The organism is Methylacidimicrobium tartarophylax (assembly GCF_902143375.2).
Lineage (GTDB): Bacteria > Verrucomicrobiota > Verrucomicrobiia > Methylacidiphilales > Methylacidiphilaceae > Methylacidimicrobium > Methylacidimicrobium tartarophylax.
The window spans coordinates 1-16,960 of sequence record NZ_CABFVA020000008.1 but is presented as its reverse complement, the minus strand read 5'-3'; the positions used below and the strand labels follow the sequence as shown (position 1 = coordinate 16,960).

At 65.4% G+C, this 16,960-nt stretch carries 18 protein-coding genes and 2 pseudogenes; 14 read left to right on the top strand and 6 right to left on the bottom strand.

What is annotated here, in order from left to right:
- Positions 1-96: 96 nt before the first annotated feature.
- Positions 97-660 carry a GNAT family N-acetyltransferase gene (locus MAMT_RS01120; protein ID WP_142659108.1) on the bottom strand — a complete coding sequence of 188 codons (564 nt, stop codon included), beginning with the start codon at positions 658-660 and terminating at the stop codon, positions 97-99.
- Between the two features lie 408 nt (positions 661-1,068).
- Between MAMT_RS01120 and MAMT_RS01115 the strand changes: the two genes are divergently transcribed.
- Positions 1,069-1,800, top strand: coding sequence for an FkbM family methyltransferase (locus MAMT_RS01115; RefSeq protein ID WP_142659107.1), 732 nt, complete (start codon positions 1,069-1,071; stop codon positions 1,798-1,800).
- Positions 1,801-1,858: 58 nt separating this feature from the next.
- Here MAMT_RS01115 and MAMT_RS01110 read toward each other — a convergent pair whose 3' ends face one another.
- A complete protein-coding gene (locus tag MAMT_RS01110) occupies positions 1,859-2,122 on the bottom strand; it encodes an AbrB/MazE/SpoVT family DNA-binding domain-containing protein (RefSeq protein WP_142659106.1) in 264 nt (87 codons plus the stop codon).
- A 163-nt stretch (positions 2,123-2,285) separates the two neighbouring features.
- On the opposite strand from MAMT_RS01110, the gene mntA reads away from it, so the two are divergent.
- From mntA to hepT, 3 genes and pseudogenes are all read left to right on the top strand, one after another.
- Positions 2,286-2,690 (top strand): type VII toxin-antitoxin system MntA family adenylyltransferase antitoxin, encoded by a 405-nt coding sequence (gene mntA / locus MAMT_RS01105; RefSeq protein ID WP_142659105.1) that lies wholly within the window; start codon positions 2,286-2,288, stop codon positions 2,688-2,690.
- Complete coding sequence (locus MAMT_RS12000; RefSeq protein WP_246186451.1) at positions 2,680-3,027, top strand: DUF86 domain-containing protein; 348 nt, start codon at positions 2,680-2,682, stop codon at positions 3,025-3,027. The genes mntA and MAMT_RS12000 overlap by 11 nt, the downstream gene beginning before the upstream one ends.
- A gap of 10 nt (positions 3,028-3,037) precedes the next feature.
- Positions 3,038-3,292: pseudogene (gene hepT, locus MAMT_RS01095) on the top strand (type VII toxin-antitoxin system HepT family RNase toxin); the annotation flags it as partial.
- An 87-nt stretch (positions 3,293-3,379) separates the two neighbouring features.
- On the opposite strand, the gene MAMT_RS01090 reads toward hepT, so the two are convergent.
- Both MAMT_RS01090 and MAMT_RS01085 read right to left on the bottom strand, forming a co-directional pair.
- On the bottom strand, positions 3,380-4,393 hold the full coding sequence (locus MAMT_RS01090; protein ID WP_142659103.1) for a ParA family protein: 1,014 nt from the start codon (positions 4,391-4,393) through the stop codon (positions 3,380-3,382).
- A complete protein-coding gene (locus MAMT_RS01085) occupies positions 4,390-5,061 on the bottom strand; it encodes an RNA/DNA-binding domain-containing protein (protein WP_446685540.1) in 672 nt (223 codons plus the stop codon). Before MAMT_RS01085 ends, MAMT_RS01090 begins: the two co-directional genes overlap by 4 nt.
- Positions 5,062-5,442: 381 nt before the next feature.
- Between MAMT_RS01085 and MAMT_RS11245 the strand changes: the two genes are divergently transcribed.
- The 5 genes from MAMT_RS11245 (at position 5,443) to MAMT_RS01065 (ending at position 10,034) form a co-directional block, all read left to right on the top strand.
- Positions 5,443-6,387, top strand: a complete 945-nt coding sequence (locus MAMT_RS11245; RefSeq protein ID WP_178086837.1) for a phosphoenolpyruvate carboxykinase (ATP) — start codon at positions 5,443-5,445, stop codon at positions 6,385-6,387.
- Positions 6,384-7,466: a radical SAM/SPASM domain-containing protein gene (locus tag MAMT_RS01080; RefSeq protein WP_178086836.1), complete on the top strand. Its 1,083-nt coding sequence runs from the start codon at positions 6,384-6,386 to the stop codon at positions 7,464-7,466. Before MAMT_RS11245 ends, MAMT_RS01080 begins: the two co-directional genes overlap by 4 nt.
- Positions 7,463-7,660 (top strand): lasso RiPP family leader peptide-containing protein, encoded by a 198-nt coding sequence (locus MAMT_RS01075; RefSeq protein WP_142659101.1) that lies wholly within the window; start codon positions 7,463-7,465, stop codon positions 7,658-7,660. Before MAMT_RS01080 ends, MAMT_RS01075 begins: the two co-directional genes overlap by 4 nt.
- Before the next feature lie 203 nt (positions 7,661-7,863).
- Complete coding sequence (locus tag MAMT_RS01070; RefSeq protein ID WP_142659100.1) at positions 7,864-8,154, top strand: PqqD family protein; 291 nt, start codon at positions 7,864-7,866, stop codon at positions 8,152-8,154.
- Positions 8,155-8,159: 5 nt separating this feature from the next.
- Complete coding sequence (locus MAMT_RS01065; RefSeq protein WP_142659099.1) at positions 8,160-10,034, top strand: asparagine synthetase B family protein; 1,875 nt, start codon at positions 8,160-8,162, stop codon at positions 10,032-10,034.
- Here MAMT_RS01065 and MAMT_RS01060 read toward each other — a convergent pair.
- Positions 10,031-11,677: a lasso peptide biosynthesis B2 protein gene (locus tag MAMT_RS01060; RefSeq protein ID WP_142659098.1), complete on the bottom strand. Its 1,647-nt coding sequence runs from the start codon at positions 11,675-11,677 to the stop codon at positions 10,031-10,033. The two genes, MAMT_RS01065 and MAMT_RS01060, sit on opposite strands and share 4 nt — an antisense overlap.
- A gap of 176 nt (positions 11,678-11,853) precedes the next feature.
- Between MAMT_RS01060 and MAMT_RS01055 the strand changes: the two genes are divergently transcribed.
- From MAMT_RS01055 to MAMT_RS01040, 5 genes are all read left to right on the top strand, one after another.
- Positions 11,854-12,444 carry a hypothetical protein gene (locus tag MAMT_RS01055; protein ID WP_142659097.1) on the top strand — a complete coding sequence of 197 codons (591 nt, stop codon included), beginning with the start codon at positions 11,854-11,856 and terminating at the stop codon, positions 12,442-12,444.
- 270 nt (positions 12,445-12,714) lie between these two features.
- Positions 12,715-12,888 carry a hypothetical protein gene (locus tag MAMT_RS11240; protein WP_178086835.1) on the top strand — a complete coding sequence of 58 codons (174 nt, stop codon included), beginning with the start codon at positions 12,715-12,717 and terminating at the stop codon, positions 12,886-12,888.
- Positions 12,889-13,103: 215 nt separating this feature from the next.
- Positions 13,104-13,346 (top strand): hypothetical protein, encoded by a 243-nt coding sequence (locus MAMT_RS01050; RefSeq protein ID WP_142659096.1) that lies wholly within the window; start codon positions 13,104-13,106, stop codon positions 13,344-13,346.
- A 219-nt stretch (positions 13,347-13,565) separates the two neighbouring features.
- Positions 13,566-14,720 carry a nucleotidyltransferase family protein gene (locus MAMT_RS01045; protein ID WP_142659095.1) on the top strand — a complete coding sequence of 385 codons (1,155 nt, stop codon included), beginning with the start codon at positions 13,566-13,568 and terminating at the stop codon, positions 14,718-14,720.
- Between the two features lie 19 nt (positions 14,721-14,739).
- Positions 14,740-16,428: an ABC transporter ATP-binding protein gene (locus MAMT_RS01040; RefSeq protein ID WP_142659094.1), complete on the top strand. Its 1,689-nt coding sequence runs from the start codon at positions 14,740-14,742 to the stop codon at positions 16,426-16,428.
- 45 nt (positions 16,429-16,473) lie between these two features.
- On the opposite strand, the pseudogene MAMT_RS11235 reads toward MAMT_RS01040, so the two are convergent.
- Positions 16,474-16,960 (bottom strand): annotated as a pseudogene (locus tag MAMT_RS11235) (SAM-dependent methyltransferase); the annotation flags it as partial.

The window sequence follows — 16,960 nt, the reverse complement described above, 5'->3', positions numbered from 1 at the left end:
TGACTTTTCGTCCGGAAGTTCAGCTAAAGAGCGGAAGTTCAGTTCTTCCTGCGCACGCAAAAGGTTCCTCTTCTCCGCGGGCAGCATACGAAGGGATCAGCCCTTCCGATGGGAGAGGGGAGTCCACTCCTCGGCCAGCAGGCCAAAGAGCAGCAGATCTTCGAAGACGCCCCGGACGAGGAGCTGCTTTCGCTGCGTGCCTTCCCACCGGAAGCCCAGCTTCTGGATCAGGTGACGGGAACGGAGGTTGCTCGCCAGGCAGTAGGCGCAGACCTTCTTGAGCTGGAGGACCGCGAAAGCATAATCGATGAGGCCGCGGCAGGCTTCCGGCCCATAGCCTTGGGCCCAAAAGGGCCTCCCCAGCCAGAGGCCGATTTCCGCGCGGCGGTGGTTGGGCTCCAGGAAAAGGATCCCGGCGCCCACGAACCGGCGGTGCTTCTTCTCGAGGATGGCGGCGCTCACGGTCTGCCCGTTTCGGGTCATGGCGATGTGCTCGTCCACCCAGGCGGAAGCTTTTTCGGAATCTTCCGGATAGGTGAGCGAGCGGGTGACCCGGGAGATCTCCGGATCTCCGGCGAAGGCGCGGACGCTTTCCTTGTCGCCCTCTTCCAGCGGTCTTAAGAGGATCCGATCGAGGAGGAGGGGAAAATCTCTAGGCATGGGGAATTCCCGGGTTCCCGCCGCGGCCAGCGCGGCGGTGAGCTGGGCATCCCTCTGAGCCAAGGGGCAAGCCGGGATCCGGAGAGGCTGCGTTTGCTTCCATGCGGCAAGAATCGGGCAAGGCGGGGCTCTTGGCAATCCGGCTTCGGGGAGCAAGGGCCCGAGCCGGCAATGGCTGGGCGTGTCGTCCAACCCTCTCGGAGCCTGATGGAGGACTCCCGAGGATGGGCACGGGGTTTCCGACCGGGGTCACGAACTTCCCAATCTCCGCTCGACATCGTAGCGCAGTTCCTTCATGGATGCGGAGTTCGTGGGCGCCGCCCCGGCGGTCCCGGAAAAGAGCAGCGTGCCGAGGACCATGGGACGAAATCTCGAGGGGGGCTGCGTGAACGGGAAGGGAAAACGGCGATGAGTGGCCGGGAGCTGATCCGGAAGGGGGCCAAGCTCGCGGCCCTGTTGCGGGATCCCCTCTACCGGCAGGGGCTCCAGCTCGGGGTGGCGGCGGGGATCGAGCATGAGCGGCTTTTAGCGCGCCATTCCTGCTCCACACTGGTCGACATCGGAGCCAACCGGGGCCAGTTCGCGCTCGTCGCGCGGCGCGCTTGGCCCGAAGCCCGGATCTACTCCTTCGAGCCCTTGGAGGAGCCTTGCCGGCGCTTCCGGAAGCTCTTCGCCGGGGATGCCAAGGTCGGTCTCTTCCCGGCCGGGATTGCGCCCAAGCGGGAGCGCCGCACCATCCATATCTCCCGAAAGGAGGACTCCTCCTCTCTTTTGCCGATCGGTGCCCAGGCCGAGTTCTTCCCCGGAACCGAGGAGGCCGGCCGGGTGGACGTCGAAGTGGGTCCCCTGGGAGAGTGGCTTTCGGCCAAGGAGATCGAAAGCCCGGCTTTCCTCAAAATCGACGTCCAGGGATTCGAAGGAGAGGTCTTGCGCGGCTGCGAAGGGCTCCTGGAGTGTTTCGCTTGCGTTTATGTCGAGGCGTCGTTCGTCGAGCTCTATGGCGGCCAGGCGCTCGCGGGCGAGGTCGTCTCGTTCTTGCAGGAGAGTGGATGGCGGCTGGAAGGCGTCTACAACCTCGCCTATGCCCCGGACGGAAGGGCGATCCAGGGGGATTTCTTCTTCGTGCGCTGGTCCCGGTAAGGGAGCGGAGGGACATCGGGCCGGATCTCCGAACTTCGACCGGCCGGTGGCATCCGGGTCAGCCTGTGGGCTGCTCTGTCCCGGAGCGTACCTCCGCGATCGTCCGCTCGACCGTCTCGGCGGAGAGCGGTTCTCCGGAGCGGAAGACCCAGACGCCGTGCTTTTTCCGCAGCGAGGCTCTGCCGCGTAACGGACGAAGGAGGATCTGCTCGTCGATCTTCTCCAACTCCAACCGGTCACCCGGAGAGAGCTGCAGCTCCTCGCGAACGGACTTTGGAATCACGATCCGGCCCCACGGATCCAAAGTGACTCTGGTGCGCATGATTGCCAATTCCTAGAGCATGGATGGCAGCATCCTTCCCCGAATCCCAGACCAAGAAAATGGCCGCGGATTCTCCTGGGAGACTCCCCCTCGCCGATCCGCGAAGCGATGCGTGTCACCTTGCGCGCTTCCGCCGTGTCGGGCAAGCTCGGCGTCCAGGAGAATGGAACGGTTCCTTCGCGAACGCATCGTGGAAACCCTGCGAGCCCGTCTGCCCGGGCTGCTCTCCATCTACGCCTTCGGCAGCCGGATCGCGGGCACTGAGGGGCCGGGCAGCGACCTTGATTTGGCGGTGCTGGTGGAGGGATATGCCGATCCCTGGGAACTCTTCGATCTCGCGGGCGTACTGGCCGACCTGGCGGGCATTCCCGTCGATCTGCTCGATCTGCGCGCCGCCTCGACCGTGATGCAATACCAAGTCCTCACCCGGAGTCAGTGTTGGTGGGCGCGGGATCTGCGGGCCAGGCTCTTCGAAGCGGCCGTGCTGAGCGAAAAGACCGCTCTCGACGAGGCGCGCGCGGGTCTGCTCGCCGATATCGAGCGAAGAGGCATGGTCTATGGCCGATGATCTTCTGGTCAATAAGGCGGCGATCATCGAGCGCTGCGTCGCACGGGCGCGGGAGGAGTACGCGGCCAACCCGACGGGTTTTGCCACCGATTTCACCCGCCAGGACGCGGCGATCCTGAACATCCAGCGGGCCTGTGAAGCGGCCTTGGACATGGGCCGGCATGCAGCCTGCCTGTCTCCCAAGCGTTCTCCTGCGGCTTGCGCAATGGGCCTGTCTGCTTCGTTGGGCCTTGGTTTCCCCTCCTGGCAGTATGTCGTCATACAGCTTCGGGGGAAAACCTGCGCCCCCGCCTTGCATCCAGGCCCATCCGCCGCGCCTCGGTTACGAACTTTGTGAGACAGGCAGGCTCGTTCGCCGCGAGAGGCTGGGCGTACCGCAGAGCGCCCGCGAGGTGTTTGACCTGCTGGCGCAAGGCGGCTGGATCGAGGCGGCGCTGGCCGATCGGCTCAAGCGGATGGTGGGATTCCGCAATGTCGCGATGCATGATTATCAAGCGCTCCAGATTCCCATCGTAGTGCGCATCCTCACCGCGCATCTCGAGGATTTTCTGGAGTTCAGCCGATCCCTCTTGCTGCGCGACGCGGCACGGGCGAAGCCTTAAAGTAGAGCGCCGCCGATCCAGTCGGCAATCGGTCATAATCCTTCCGGAAAAGCCGCCCTTCCCGCTTCTCGCAGGCGCTCTCCCCAGTCACCCGCGGCCCGGTAGAGCCACCGGGATTCCGCAGCGGTCGGCGATCCGGAGCGCAAGGGTTCTAAAATCCTGGTAGCAGTCCTGGACGGCGGCGGCATGAGAGCCGATCGCTCCGTCCGCGGGCCGGAGGAGGAAGATCGGCTTTCTGGCCTCCTGCGCCATCAACATCAGGCTCGGGCAGCGCTTTAGGCTTGCCAAGCAGTGGGGGTCGTTCACGCCCCGAATCGCCTCCTCGGCGGCTTGTCCCAGCACCGCTTCGCGATACTCGGTCGGAATCTGTTCCATCCAGCGGGCGTACGATTGGACCGGGCGGTCGAGGCGGACGGCGTGCTGCATCACGACATAGCCAGCGGGTTGCATCTCCGGAGCGGGGAGGGGAAGCTCGGGAGCGGGATTTTTCTCCAACCGCTCTTCCCATCCACTTCGCCAGTTTCGGAACGTCGGTCCGAGGTTGCGCAGCCCTTGGAGGGAGAAGAGATCGGGAGCCAGGGGGATCACGACATGGTGGGCGGCGAGGATCGCGGCGCGGTTGATCGCCCCCAGGTTCGGGCCGACGTCGACCAGGATGAGGTCGGCCTCCTGCGACTGGGCTGCAGCCAAGAGTGCCCGATAGAAGGCGGAGATCGTCCGGAAGGCGGCCTCGTCGGCGTCCAAGCAGCGGGGCCAGGCGTCGGAGAGCTTGTCCTCGAATGAAGAGAGCCCCAGGTCGCCCACGAGGAGATCGAGGCAGCGGCCGTCGGCTTCGACGGTTTCCAGGTGCGGCGATTGGATGTCCCCGGTGCCCTTGAAGATCGGTTGAATGACCCCGAGAAGCGTATCGGGATGCAGGCCGTCGGGCCAGAGCTCTTGAAGCCGGTCTTCTTCCAGGAACATCGCGGAGAGGTTCGCCTGCGGATCGAGGTCGGCCGCAAGGACGGTCAAGCCGAGATCCGCATACATCCAGGCCAGGTGATAGACGAGACTGGTCTTGCCGACCCCGCCCTTATTGTTAAAAAACGCGATGATCTTCATGACCGCCTCCGCAGGATCGTGAGCAGATGGGTGAGTTCGAAGCGATACTCGGGCTTGGCGTTGCCGTTCTTGCGGAGCGCCTCTTCGGTCAAGGGAATGCCGAGGCCGAAGCGCTGCACGTACCCGAGAACCTTTATTCCCTCGGCGAGCAAGGGATTGCGGTAGTCGGTGATCCCCGTGCCGAAGTTTTCCGGACTGACCCGCCCGTAGAGACCGCTGGGACTGTCGAACTCGATTCGGTCGGAGAACCAGTAGATCCGGGAAGGGGCGTTCGTGCTCTCATCGCTGCGGTGCATCGGGAGGTTGCGGGCGAGCTGCTGTAAGGCGACCAGGGGATCGTCGGGCCGCCGTCCTGGGCAGAACTCCTCCGCGTGCGCCGCCTGGGCTCGACGCGGACCCATCCGGATCCAGACGCGGCCGTTGTAGCGGATCGGTGGGTTGTCCGCCGGGGCGACCTCGATCGTCGCCACCTCGCAGTCGCCGATTGGATGCTTCGCCACGATCAGGTAGGGGAACGGCAGGATGTTGCCGTCGTCGCGCATCTGCGCGAAATCCCGCAGGAGCCGGTCGGTGATCTTCAGGTGCGCGCAGGCTCCCTCATCCTCGACTCCAACAAAGATCACTCCCGGCTTCCGACGATCCGGCAGATCGTTGGCAAAGGCGCAGATCGCCTGACGGATCGCGCGTCGGTCCGAGGGAGACCTTTTGCGCTCGGGCCCGATCGGATTCGAGATCGAGAAAAAGCGTTTCGCGTTCTTCGGAGCTCAACATGGCGGTCCCGCTCGAGGACTCCGACAAGAATCCGGAGGGAATCGGGAGAGCGCAAGCGCAAAGGGACTCTGCGCAGGAGGCGCCCGCGCCGATCTCGCCGCTGCCTACGGCGGGCCGCTTGAGGGAACCTCCTCGGCGAGGAGCCGCCCCTCTCCTTTCGGGTCGCGCGCCCCGTTCGGGTCGAAAATCGGGGAGAGGGTTCCGGTTGAAGGCAAGCAATTTCCATCGATTTCTCTATTGATCCTAAAGAGATCATTAGTGTATTAGCATCCCTTCGGATGAACCTTGTGGTGGCGAATCTTTGCGGCCGCTCCGACGCGGCCGAGCGGGTGGCTTATGCCTATGGCGCGCCCATTCGGCTGCCCGCTCCACTGCCCTTCTTGCCCTCCGGTCGTTGGCGGGGCCTGGGGCAACACCCCCTCGTGATTCGGGAGGGAGCTCTCTGGGATGGAGAGGCGCCTCTGGAGCATTGGGAGGGACGGATCCAGGGTCGGCGGATCGATCTCTATGGCTACGGGGGAGAGGGAAGGCCCCGGAAGCTCCGGATGGAGGTCGAGGGCCGCGGCATGTTTGATTGGGATGAGGCATTTAGGCGGATCGGCTGGGCGGTGCGGCGGGAGCATCATCCCGTTCTCCCCTACTGGCTGACCGCGCACATCCTCCCGCTCTTCCTCTCTTCCTCGGGGGCGTTCCGTCTGCTCCACGCGGGCTGCGTCGAAGTCGGTGGCCGCGGAGTCGCCTTCCTGGGCGGCAGCGGGATCGGAAAGACAACCTTGACCGGGTTCGGGATCGGGCTCGGCCATCGGCTGGTCTGCGACGACAAGCTCCCGATCGTCCACTGGGGTGGTGTCTGGCAGGCGCTCCCCGCCCACCCCTACCATCGGCCGGAGCGCCTGCCCGAATCCTTGGGCCGGCGGATCGAGGCATCCGCGAAGGAGCCGGTGCCGATGGCGCTCTTCTGCCTGCTCGATCCGGTGCCGGGATCGTCTTCGCCCCGAATCCGGCCCGTTCCGTTGCGGGAAGCTTTCCTCCAGTTGTGCGCGCATCGGAGCGCCCGGTTCCGATGGCGGGAAAAGGCCGATCTGGACGGCCTCGCGCGGCTCGCGGGCGACCTGCCGGTGTTCCGGCTGGAGGTGCCGAGGGACCGGAGCAAGCTGGGGGAGGTCTGGGAGTTGATCCGTCGCTCACTCGGGGCAGGAGCGCTGTCGGAGGACGGCGGATGAGCTTTGCCTGGAAGACCGTGGGCATGATGTATACGCGCCGCTGCCCGCTCGCCTGCGGCCACTGCGTCACCCGCAGCTCTCCGCGGGCCGAGGGGAAGATGGATCCCAAGGATGCCGCGCGCTATATCCGGGAGGCGGCACGGGTCAGCGCGAACCTCTGCTTTACCGGCGGGGAGCCGCTGCTCTACGCGGAGGAGATCCTGGAGCTGGTCGCCCTGGCGGCGGATTTGGGCTTGCATGTGTCGCTCGTCACCGGATGCGGCTGGGCGAAGCAGCCGGAGCGGATCGAGCCCGTGCTCGAGGGATTGGCGAACGCCGGCCTCGACCATATGGTCATCAGTTGGGATTTTTTCCACGAAGCGTTCGTGCGGCGGGAGACGGCGATTCGCGTGGCGCGGACCGCTGCGAACCTGGGACTTCGGCCGAGGATCCGTTCGGTCTTTCGCTCCTTCGACTCTCCGGAGACGCGGGCGGACTACTTTTCGGAATTTGCTCCGTTCGTCGAGAAGCATGAGGCCTCGGTGGTGGTGTCGGTCGGAAGGGCAGAGGATCTGCCCGAAGAGAGCTTTTCCTGGTCGGACCGGCCTCCGGCGGGGTTTTGTCCTGCGGTGGTCCTGCCTGTCGTCCGGTGGGACGGAACGGTCTACGCCTGTTGCGGCCCTTCGCTCGAGGCGGAACCGGGTTCCCCGCTCATCCTGGGCAACGCGCTCGAGGAGTCGTTGGAAGAGATCCTCAGGAGGGGACGAAACGATCCGGTGCTCCACGCCATCCATACGCTGGGCCCGGCGGGGATCTGGAACCTGATCGAGCCCGAAGGAGCAGATGGGTCGGGGAGGCGATTTTTCGGTGTCTGCAACGGCTGTCTGGCGCTCACGAACGATCCGTTGCTGGTCGGCCGACTGCGGGAAAAGCTTGCCGAGCCGAAACTCCGTCTCCTGATCGGGGCGCTCTTGCTGGCGAGAAAGAGCGGGGAACCGGCGGGCGGGCGGAACGGGCGGCGCACGACGGAAAAAGCTGCGGCCTTGGCTGGCTGCGGCGAAGGATGCGGATGTGCAATAATAAAGGAGGAAGCGAGATGAACAACGATACAGGGAAACAGGAAATCAACCAGACGTCGGCGCAAGGTTTGTCGACCGGTCGGAAGCCGTATACGGCTCCGCGGCTCGTTGTCCACGGTTCGGTAGAGGCGCTCACGAAGGCCGTGGGCGGATTGATTACCGACACTCTGCTTAGCGGGAGCGTGATTACGACGCTGACCCTCGGCGAGCCGTAGGGAATCGGAGAGGATCCTTTCCCGGGGATGGTCTGAGCGTCCGGGGATCGTGCGGGCATCCACGAAACGGGGTCTAGCCCTCCCCGAAGCGGGGAGGGCATAGTCGGAAGGCGCGCACGGGAGGACTGTCTCGAGTTTGGGGTTCCCCTGGCGGGCGGGGGCAGCGCGAATCGCCGGATCCGAACGGCGGGGGAGGAGGCTGGATGGACATTGCGAAACGGGAACGGCTGGAGAGAGCCGGAGAGGCGGTCTCGACGGAGATCGACGGAGCGATCGTGATTCTTCAAACGGAGGACGGGATCTACTACCAGCTCGACGGAGTCGGGAGGAGAATCTGGGAGCTCTTGGAGGAGCCGGCCTCCTTGGAAGCGCTGGTATCGGCGCTCGTTGCGGAATTCGAGGTGGACAAGAACCGCTGCCTGGCGGATACGGAGGCCTTGCTGGGAGAGCTGCTCGAGCGGCGGCTGGTACGCCGAGTCGGCGATTTCCGCTAGATCCGATGGGAGCCATCGGAGGAATCTGGCGGTGGGAAGGGGAAGAGCCCCATTCGACCTTGCCCCGCATGGCGGAGGCGCTTGCCCATCGGGGAGGGGGCGGGAGACGCTTCGCCCATGCGGGCGGTCTCGGTCTTTACGAGGACCCCTCTCCGCTCCCGCCGAAGACGAGCCGGGAGGCCGGTGCGCTGGTCTTCGATGGGCGGCTCGATCACCGGGAGGAGCTGGCGGCGGAGCTCGACCTTCCGCGGGAAGTTTCGACGGACGCGCTGGTGGCGGCGGCCTACGCGCGCTGGGGGCGGGGCTGCGTGGAACGTTTGCGGGGCGAATACGCCTTTGCGCTCTGGGATGCGCGGCGGGCGATTCTTTTCTTGGCGCGGGATCGGTTCGGCGTTCGACCCCTTTATTACTTCTGGAAGCCCGGATGCGGAGGCTTTTTCGCGTTCGCTTCGGAAATCAAAGGGCTCTTCGCCGTGCCGGAGGTGCCCCGCCGGCCGAGGGAGTCGGCGATCGTAGACTTCGCCGCCGGGTTGCCGCCGGAGGTTTCCGAAACGCCCTATGAGGGCATTGCCCGGCTTCCGCCCGCGCACTGGATGGAGGTCGGCCGCGAGGGAGTCCGGATCGGGCGTTACTGGAGGCTCGAGCCCGTCGCCGTCGGAGCGAGAAGCGACCAAGAGATGGCAGAGGAGCTGCGCCGCCGGCTCTCCCGGGCGGTGGAACGCCGGCTGCGGCCGGGAGCACGAGCCGGGATTTTGCTGAGTGGGGGGATCGATTCCTCCTCGATCACGGGGCTGCTTTGGGAACAACTGGCCCATGTGGGAGGGCCGGAGGTGATCGCCGCAATCTTTCCGACGATCCCGGAATGCGACGAGCGCGCGTTTCTCGAAGCGGTGGTCTCCCAGCATGGCCTGCGGTGCCATTCCATTCGGGCGGACCTGCTCGATCCTATGCGGGGGATCGAGCAGTGGCTCTATCGCCAGGATGGACTCGTCCTCGGCTACAACCTCTTTCTCAACGTGGCCTACTATCGGGAGGCGGCGGCCGCAGGCGTCCGGCTTCTCTTCGACGGCCTCGACGGGGACACGGTCGTCTCCCACGGAGTGGACCGGCTCGCGGAACTGGCTCGGGGGGGAAGATGGCGGACGCTGGCCCGGGAGGTGCCCCTGCTGGCTTCCGGACACGGCTTTTCGGCGGCGGCGGTCTGGAAGGCGCATGTGCTCCGGCCTGCGTTGCCGTTGCCGGTACGCTTGGCCCGGCTTCGGATCCAGCAGGCGAGGGGAGTCGGGCTGCCCCCGCTCCCGAACCGGAAGCTGGCCCGGAAGCACCATCTTGCCGATCGGATGTTCGCCGCGCAGCGCCTGCGCCTTGCCGCAGACGGTTCGGTGGAGCGGATGCACCGGCTCCGCCTGGAAGCCCCGGGTCTGGCGACGATTTTCGAAGGGCTGGACAAGGAGTCCGCCTGGTGGGGAATCGAGCCCGCCCACCCCTTCTTCGATCCGGAGGTCGTGGAATGGTGCCTGGGGCTGCCGAGCGATCAGAAGCTCCGGAACGGGTTGACCCGCTATGTGCTGCGGGAGGCGATGCGGCGAATCGTGCCGGAGAAGGTCCGGCTGCGCCGGGACAAGAGCGATCAGAGCCAGGCGTTGACCCTCCTGCTCCACCGGCATAACCAAGCGCAACTTCAAGGGCTGCTGAGGGAGGACAAGCCCTTCCTCGAACCCTACTTCGAATGGGAGGAGCTCGAGAGGGCCTGGTATCGGTACCAGGGCTCGCCGAACCCGGCGGATTGCATAGTGCTCTGGCGGGCCAAGGTCCTCGCTCTCTGGCTCCGCGGCTTGGCCTCGGGCAAGGGGTGGATGGAGCGGCCTCCCCGCTCCTAACTCGCCTTCGGGAGCGCGTTGCGGCCGAGCGAGGAGAGGAGCCGCACCGGGCGGAGCAGGGCGTAGAGCGGGTGGAGGGGCCGCGGGAGGGGAAGCCGGAGATAGTCGGCCGCGCTCGGCGCGGTGAGGAGCCGGAGGGCGAGGCGGAAGCGGCGGCGGGGAGGGAGCAGCGTCAGAAAGCGGAAGCGTCCCGGACGGCGGGCGGAACGGGGGAGCCGCCACGGGGACGAGGCCAGAGCCTCGTCGAGGCGGTCGAGGAGCCGTTCCCAGCCGAAGCGGGCCGCGAGAGCTCGGGTTCGGGCGCGGTCGAACGCGGGAAGGATGGCGATTTCCTGAAGGTCGAGCAGGAGTTTCGGGTTGCGCCACCCGTCCCGGGCGGCGCTGGCCGCCAAGCCGAGATAGAGCCAGTCGAGGCTCCAACTCCCCGGAAGGAGCACTTCGTCGCGGAAGGCGGCGAGCGCGGCCTTTTCGATCGAGGCGTTCCAGAGAAAAGCCCAATGGATCTCCAGCTGGTAGGAGAGACAGCCCTGCTTCCGCACAAAGCCGCATTCGGTGTCGCTTTCAAGCAGGATCCCGGTAGGCACCGGATCGAGGGGGGAGCGATAGCCCGAACTCCGGCAGATCGCTCTGGCCCGGGAGAGCGACTCGGGCGGGACGAAGAGGTCGATGTCGCTGGAGCAGCGGAGCTGCTCGCTTCCGTAGAGCCGCCGGGCCAGTTCCGGCCCTTTGAAGCGGACACAGGGAATGCCCTCGGCTCGGAGACGCCGGAGCAGCCGCTCCCCCTCCTCGTGCTGGAGATGCTGTGCGAGGGCGTTTCGGACGAAGAGCGTTTCGAGCGCTTCCCGAACCGGCTCCGGGGCCCGGATGCCGTGGCGGCGGAGGTTGCGGCGGGCCATCGGAAAGAGCCCGCTTTGCTGCAGATAGCGGAGTATTTCCTCCCACGGGAGGGCATCGGGGTCCCAGCGCGCGGCGAGGCTTGCTTGCGTCTCGTTCCAGCGGTAGCGGGCCAGGAAATAGCCAAGCCGCTCCCCGGAGCAGAGAGTCGACGGCTCCGTCGGCGGGAGCCGGTCGAACGCGGGTTCTCCGCACGGACCCGCTTGTCCGACCGCATCGATGACCTGGAACCGCTCGAGCGGCCGCCATCCGAGAAGGATCCGTCCGCCGCTTTCGAGCCAGGCATGCGCTCGGAACTCCCCGTCTTGCTGGCGGACTCCGATCACGACTCGGCTCGGCGTACCGGAGAGGGAGAGGAGGAGGCGGCCTGCGGCCGCCTGGATGAGACAGGTCGACCAGGGGAGGCGTCGGGAGAGAGCTTCGATGGCCCAGCAGAAGGGGAGCGCGGGAAGGCGGAAGCTCGTCAGAGGACCGATCCGGGCAAGCCAGTTGCGGGAGCGGGCGAACGGTATCCGCCTAAGTCCCAGGCGGACGGCCCAAAGGGAGAGGTAGGCAAGGATGAGCGCCCCCAGCTTCCGAGGACCGAGGCGGAGGAGGCGGGCGGCGGTTGCGCGCCGGCGGAAGCGGCCGGAGATCGGCTCCGACGGGAGTGTCGCCCGAGGCGAGCCGGACCCGGCGGAACTGCCGGGGGGGAGGACCGCCTCGCAAAGAGAGGCGCATCCCGGCTTGGAGCAGCGAGAACGGGCCATCCTCCAACGGATACCTCGGAAAGAGAAGCTAAACCATCTAAAGATCGCAAAAGAAATCGCTGGACAGAGCTAGCGGAGCTTAGCATATAGCGCATCATCCCTCTGTCCTTTCGCGTCTGGAGAACGCGCTGGCAGGGAACAACAACCAAAGGAGAATAATGAAAAAGAGAGCAGGAATGGGTTTGCATTTTGGCGGGATCGGTCGGGCGGCGCTCTTGGCCGCAATGGTCGAGTTGGGGGCGGCGACGGCGGGGGCCAACGGATTTCTTCCGGTCACGCATCACGTGGTGGCTCAGTCGATGACCAGTACCCAGTCGAACGTCGCCGGCTTGGTCAGCTTTGGCGGATCCACGGGTGCGACCAATGTGCCGGTTCATCATACCGGGATTGCGAACGTGGGACTGGGAGTGAACTCGCCGCTCTTGGGCCTTTCCACGACCACGACCGGAGTCCACGTGCCTGGGCTTCTCGGCCTCTCCGGCAGCTCGGCAAGCAATAGCGGACCGACCCTCTTGAACCATGGAACCCTTAACCTCGGTCTCGGCCTCAACCTTCCCTTGCTGGGACTCCCCGAACTAAACGTGACGGTGCACGTGCCGACCGTGAACCATGTGGTAGGAGGTTTGCTGGGCGACGTGGAGGGCGTTTTGGCCAATCCGCTTTCGCTGCTCAGCACGCTGCCGTCCGGGCTCTTGGGCGCGGTTGGCGGTCTGCTCACGGGGCTTTCCGGCTATCTCAGCGGCGTGCCTACGACGCTTAGCCTCTAAGCAGGAACGGTGTTCTAGCCAGGACGCAAGAAAGGGGGCCTTCGGGCCCCCTTTTTTATTCAGCGACCGGGATTAGGAAGAGCCGTTTGCGTTGCGGAAGGTTTCGCCATGGATGCGACCGTGCCGGCTGCCGCTACGGCGACCGGGGAGATCGGGTGGCAGAGCGCGCAAACCCTTCCGACCTCAGCGCTTACCTTGGTGGGGAAGCTCAAGCCCGGGTAAATCGGGGGTCCGATCCTCACGGGCGCCGGCTGGGAAGTGGTTCAGTTGATGGAAATGAGGCCGGTCGGGCGACCGACCTTTGCCGGAGCCAAGCCGCGGCTCGAGCAGCAGCTTCGACAGGAAACGGCTCAGCAGTTTGTGCAGCGGCTTGCGGCGAGTTCCCGGGTCGAGGTGTTCCTGGCTCCGCCGCCGGGGGAGCCCGTGGCCTCCGCCTTGCGGTGAGGAAACGTGTCGGGTCCTGTGCGCTTGACTGTTGCCGGAAGTCGGCTCCGCCGAAGGAGGCGGGAGTGGTTGCGCTGCTGCTGCTGCTCTGTTCCGCCGGATACGTTTATCAAGAAACGGTTTAAGTCCGGCACCTGACGACCGCCCGATATGTTCCCTCGCGCTACGTCCAGGTTTACCGAAAGACGCCTGAGAACCCGTACGAGAAGATCGCCGTGCTCGAAGCAGGCGGTCCGCCGGATACCCCGAAGGGCCAGCTCCTGGGCTCGATCCTGGAAAAGGCGCGAGAGTTGGGCGCGGAAGCGGTGATCGTGGAGGATAAGAGCCGACCCATCGGCAATCCCTTGGTCATGAATCCGACCGGAGGGATGTACACGGTCAATCCCGGGATGCAGATGCTCCCGCGCTATCGTGCCACGGCGATCCGGTTTACGGGGAAAAGCGCGTCCGGAGGATGATCGTCCCGAGTGCCGCCTTGCAGCGTCTATCCCGGGCAAGGATTGGTTGCGATAAAGGGATCGGAGAGCACTTCCTCAGCGGCGAGGCGGGTATGCCGGTTCCGATTGACGGCGCGGGAGCAACCTTCTTTACTGTTAAACGACAAACCCGAAAATCGATCCGTACACGAAAAAAGCGGACACTACCGCGCTCGCATCGAGAAGCCGGGAGTCAGCGTGATGGAAGTCGAAGAACTCCTCTGCGCTGTCTTGCGCGGCGAAAACCCCCCGTGGCCCAAGGCGGGCGACGAACGCTTTGCGGCGCGCCTAATCGAGCGAAGCGCCTACCATGGCGTTCAAGCACTGGTGCACCATCGATTGCGGCACCGGGCCGATGACGGGGGGCTTGGTTGGCCCAAGGCCGTGTCGGAGGCTTGCCGTAACCGGGCCGTCGCTCAAGCGATGCGGGAGTTGCGTCACCGATGGCTGCTTGCGCGCGTGATCGACCGGCTTTCGGAGATCGGCGTGCAGCCCATTTTTTTCAAGGGGACGGCGTCGGCCTACGATCTCTATCCGGCACCTTTTCTGCGGACGAGGGCCGATACCGACTTGTTGGTTCCGCCCGATACGCGGGATCCGGCAATCCAGGTACTGGAGACTCTGGGCTTCTCGAGGTTGCCCAACGTGAGCGGGGATTTCATCACCTACGAGGCAGGATTCGATTGGCTGGATCCCGCCGCCAAGCAAACGCATAGCGTGGACCTTCACTGGCGAATCAATAATTCAGAGCTTCTCTCGCATCTCTTCTCATACCAAGAATTGTACTCGAAAGCCCGGAGGCTGCCGGCCTTGGACGCCGAGGCGATTGCCGTTTCACGGGTCGACGCGCTCTTGCTTGCCTGCATGCACTGGGCGGTTCACAAGCGGGCTCCCTACTACGTGGACAACGAGCCGTATCGTGGCGGCGACCGGTTGATTTGGTTCTACGACATCCATCTTCTTTTAGGAGCGCTGTCGGGATCCGAACATCAGGAATTTGTCGAGCTTGCCGAACGCAAGGGGCTGCGGAGGACCTGCTGGGAGAGCGTCGAGCGGGCCCGGGCGCTCTTTGGCTCCGAGGTGCCGGAAGCGGTGTTTCGGTCTCTGGCGCAGTCGGGGTCTCTGGCATCCGCGGATCGCTATCTCAACGCGTCTGCCTCTTGCCGGTTCTGGGCCGATTTCCGCGCGATTCCGGGGGTGCGAAACAAGCTCCGGTTCCTGGCCGAGTTCTATTTTCCTCCGGAGAGCTACATGCGATGGAAGTATCTCGGGGCCAAGCCGGCTTGTCTGCCTTGGCTCTACCTGCGCCGGGCCGGAGAGGGAGCCTGGAAGAGCTTTCGCACGAGGGTAATGTGACGGCGGAGGAGGGGAACGCATGAAAGAAGTCCGGACCTTGCTCGCGTTTGCCTTGCCCTACCGGGGGAGGCTTGCGCTGGGGGCGGGGCTGATGGTGGCCGAAAGCGCCTTGGCATTGGCCGTGCCCTGGCTGGGCGGCAAGCTTGCTGCGGTCTTCCTTCAAACGCCTACGGGCGACGGGACGACTCCGCAAACGCTCTTCTTGGCCATGCTGGCGGTATTGGCCGCTCAGGCTCTGCTCAAGTATGGTAACATCGATCTCTTGGGAGGAACGGCCGAGCGCCTGGCGGCCGACCTCAAGATCCGGCTCTATGATCATCTCCAGGCCCTGCCGCTCGGGTTCTTTCACCAGCGCCGGCAAGGCGATGCGCTCGCCTTGCTTACTCATGACGTCTACGTCGTCAGCGGCTATCTCGGCGGTGCGGCCCTTGGTGTGGTACCGCTCCTCCTCACGGTCGGCGGGGCGCTGGTCTGCATGTTCCGGATCCAAGGCTCTCTTGCCTTGCTCGCGCTGATTCTGATCCCTTTATTCTATCTATTGATCAAGGTCTGCGGAAGGCGGATGCGGCCCTTGGCGCGGGAGCTCCAGGAAGAGCATGCCCGGGCCATCGCCATCGCCCAGGAAAACCTGGGCATGCTCCCGGCAATCAAGACCTTTACGCGGGAGGAAGAAGAGTCGGAGCGCTATCGGAACCAGATCGAGCAGGTCGTCCGGCTGAGCGCCAGGGAGCGCCGCCTCAATGCCGCGCTGGGGCCGGGCATCCAGCTCCTCGCGGGGGCGGCCATCGTCCTGGTGCTCTGGCTGGCTCAGGGCGCCATCCACCATGGAAGCCTTGCCCCATCCCAGCTCGTGAGCTTTCTCCTGTACGGTCAGCTCATGACGCGGCCGATCGCGGGGCTTGCCGATCTCTACGGACAGACCCAGCGGGCTCGCGGAGCGCTGGGCCGGCTGGCCGAGGTCTTGGCCGAAGAACCGGAACCGAGCTGGGATCAGGGGAAGCCGATGCCGAGCATCCGGGGCGGCATCGAATTTCGGGGTGTGACCTTCGCCTATCCGGGCCGCGCTCCGGCGCTCAAGCGCCTCGATCTCCGCATCGCCCCGGGGGAGACGATCGCGATCACGGGACCCAACGGCGCGGGCAAGAGCACGATCGGCCACCTGATCCTGCGGCTGCACGAGCCTTCCGAGGGGGGCATATTCATCGACGGCGTCGATATTACTACGGTCTCCTTGCGCAGCCTGCGCGGGCAGATTGGGATCGTGCCGCAGCACGTGCTGCTCTTCCACGCCACCGTCCGCGACAACATCGCCTATGGGAGGCCTGAGCCGACCCAGGAGGAGGTCGAGGCGGCGGCAAAAGCGGCCCGCGCCCATGACTTTATCCTCCAGTTGCCGCAGGGTTACGATACCTGGATCGGCGATCGCGGCGTGCGCCTCTCAGGAGGGCAGCAGCAGCGGCTGGCCCTGGCCCGCGCCCTGTTGAAGGATCCGCCGATCCTGATCCTGGACGAAGCCACGGCCATGTTCGATCCGGAAGGGGAGCGCGAGTTTTTGAAGGAGTGCAGGGAGCTGCTGCGGCGGCGGACGGTGCTGCTGATCACCCACCGGCCGGCAAGCCTGGAGCTTGCGGATCGGGTGCTCCGGCTCAAGGACGGCGCCATGGCGGGAGCCGACGAGGAGGATGGGGTTACCGTTCCCGTTGCATGATTCGTCCGCCGGACGGGCTCTCACACCCGGGGAAGCGGCCTCGCTTCAGACGGCACGGCCGACGGCGTGACCGTAGGGGGCTTCCCGATACTCGATGAGCGCGAAGCCGCCTTCGGCCAGCTCCGCCCGGATCTCGGGCTCGGTGAACCAGTGATCGAAGGTGCCCGCGAGCGCGTCTCCCGGCTCGATCGGATCGGGACTACGCCGCAGGCGGCGGATCGACCGGGCGAGAGCATAAATCCAGGCGTGGCGCTGCGACCGTTCGCTGCGGCAGAAGAACGAGAGCAAGAGCGGGGCTCCCCCCTCGACACGCCGCCGCAGGGAGCGGAGGAAATCGACGCGGTTTTTTCGCCCGGGGATGTGCATGTAGCCGCCCCAGCCGATGAGAAGGCCGTCGTAGCGCGGAGCGACCTCGTCGGGCACGGTCCCGGCTTCAGCCCAATAGACATTGCCCGGAAGCTGCTCGCGAGCCATCAGCCTCCGGTAGCCTTCCACGAGCTGCGGGGTGCAGTCAAAGCCATCGACCCGGTAG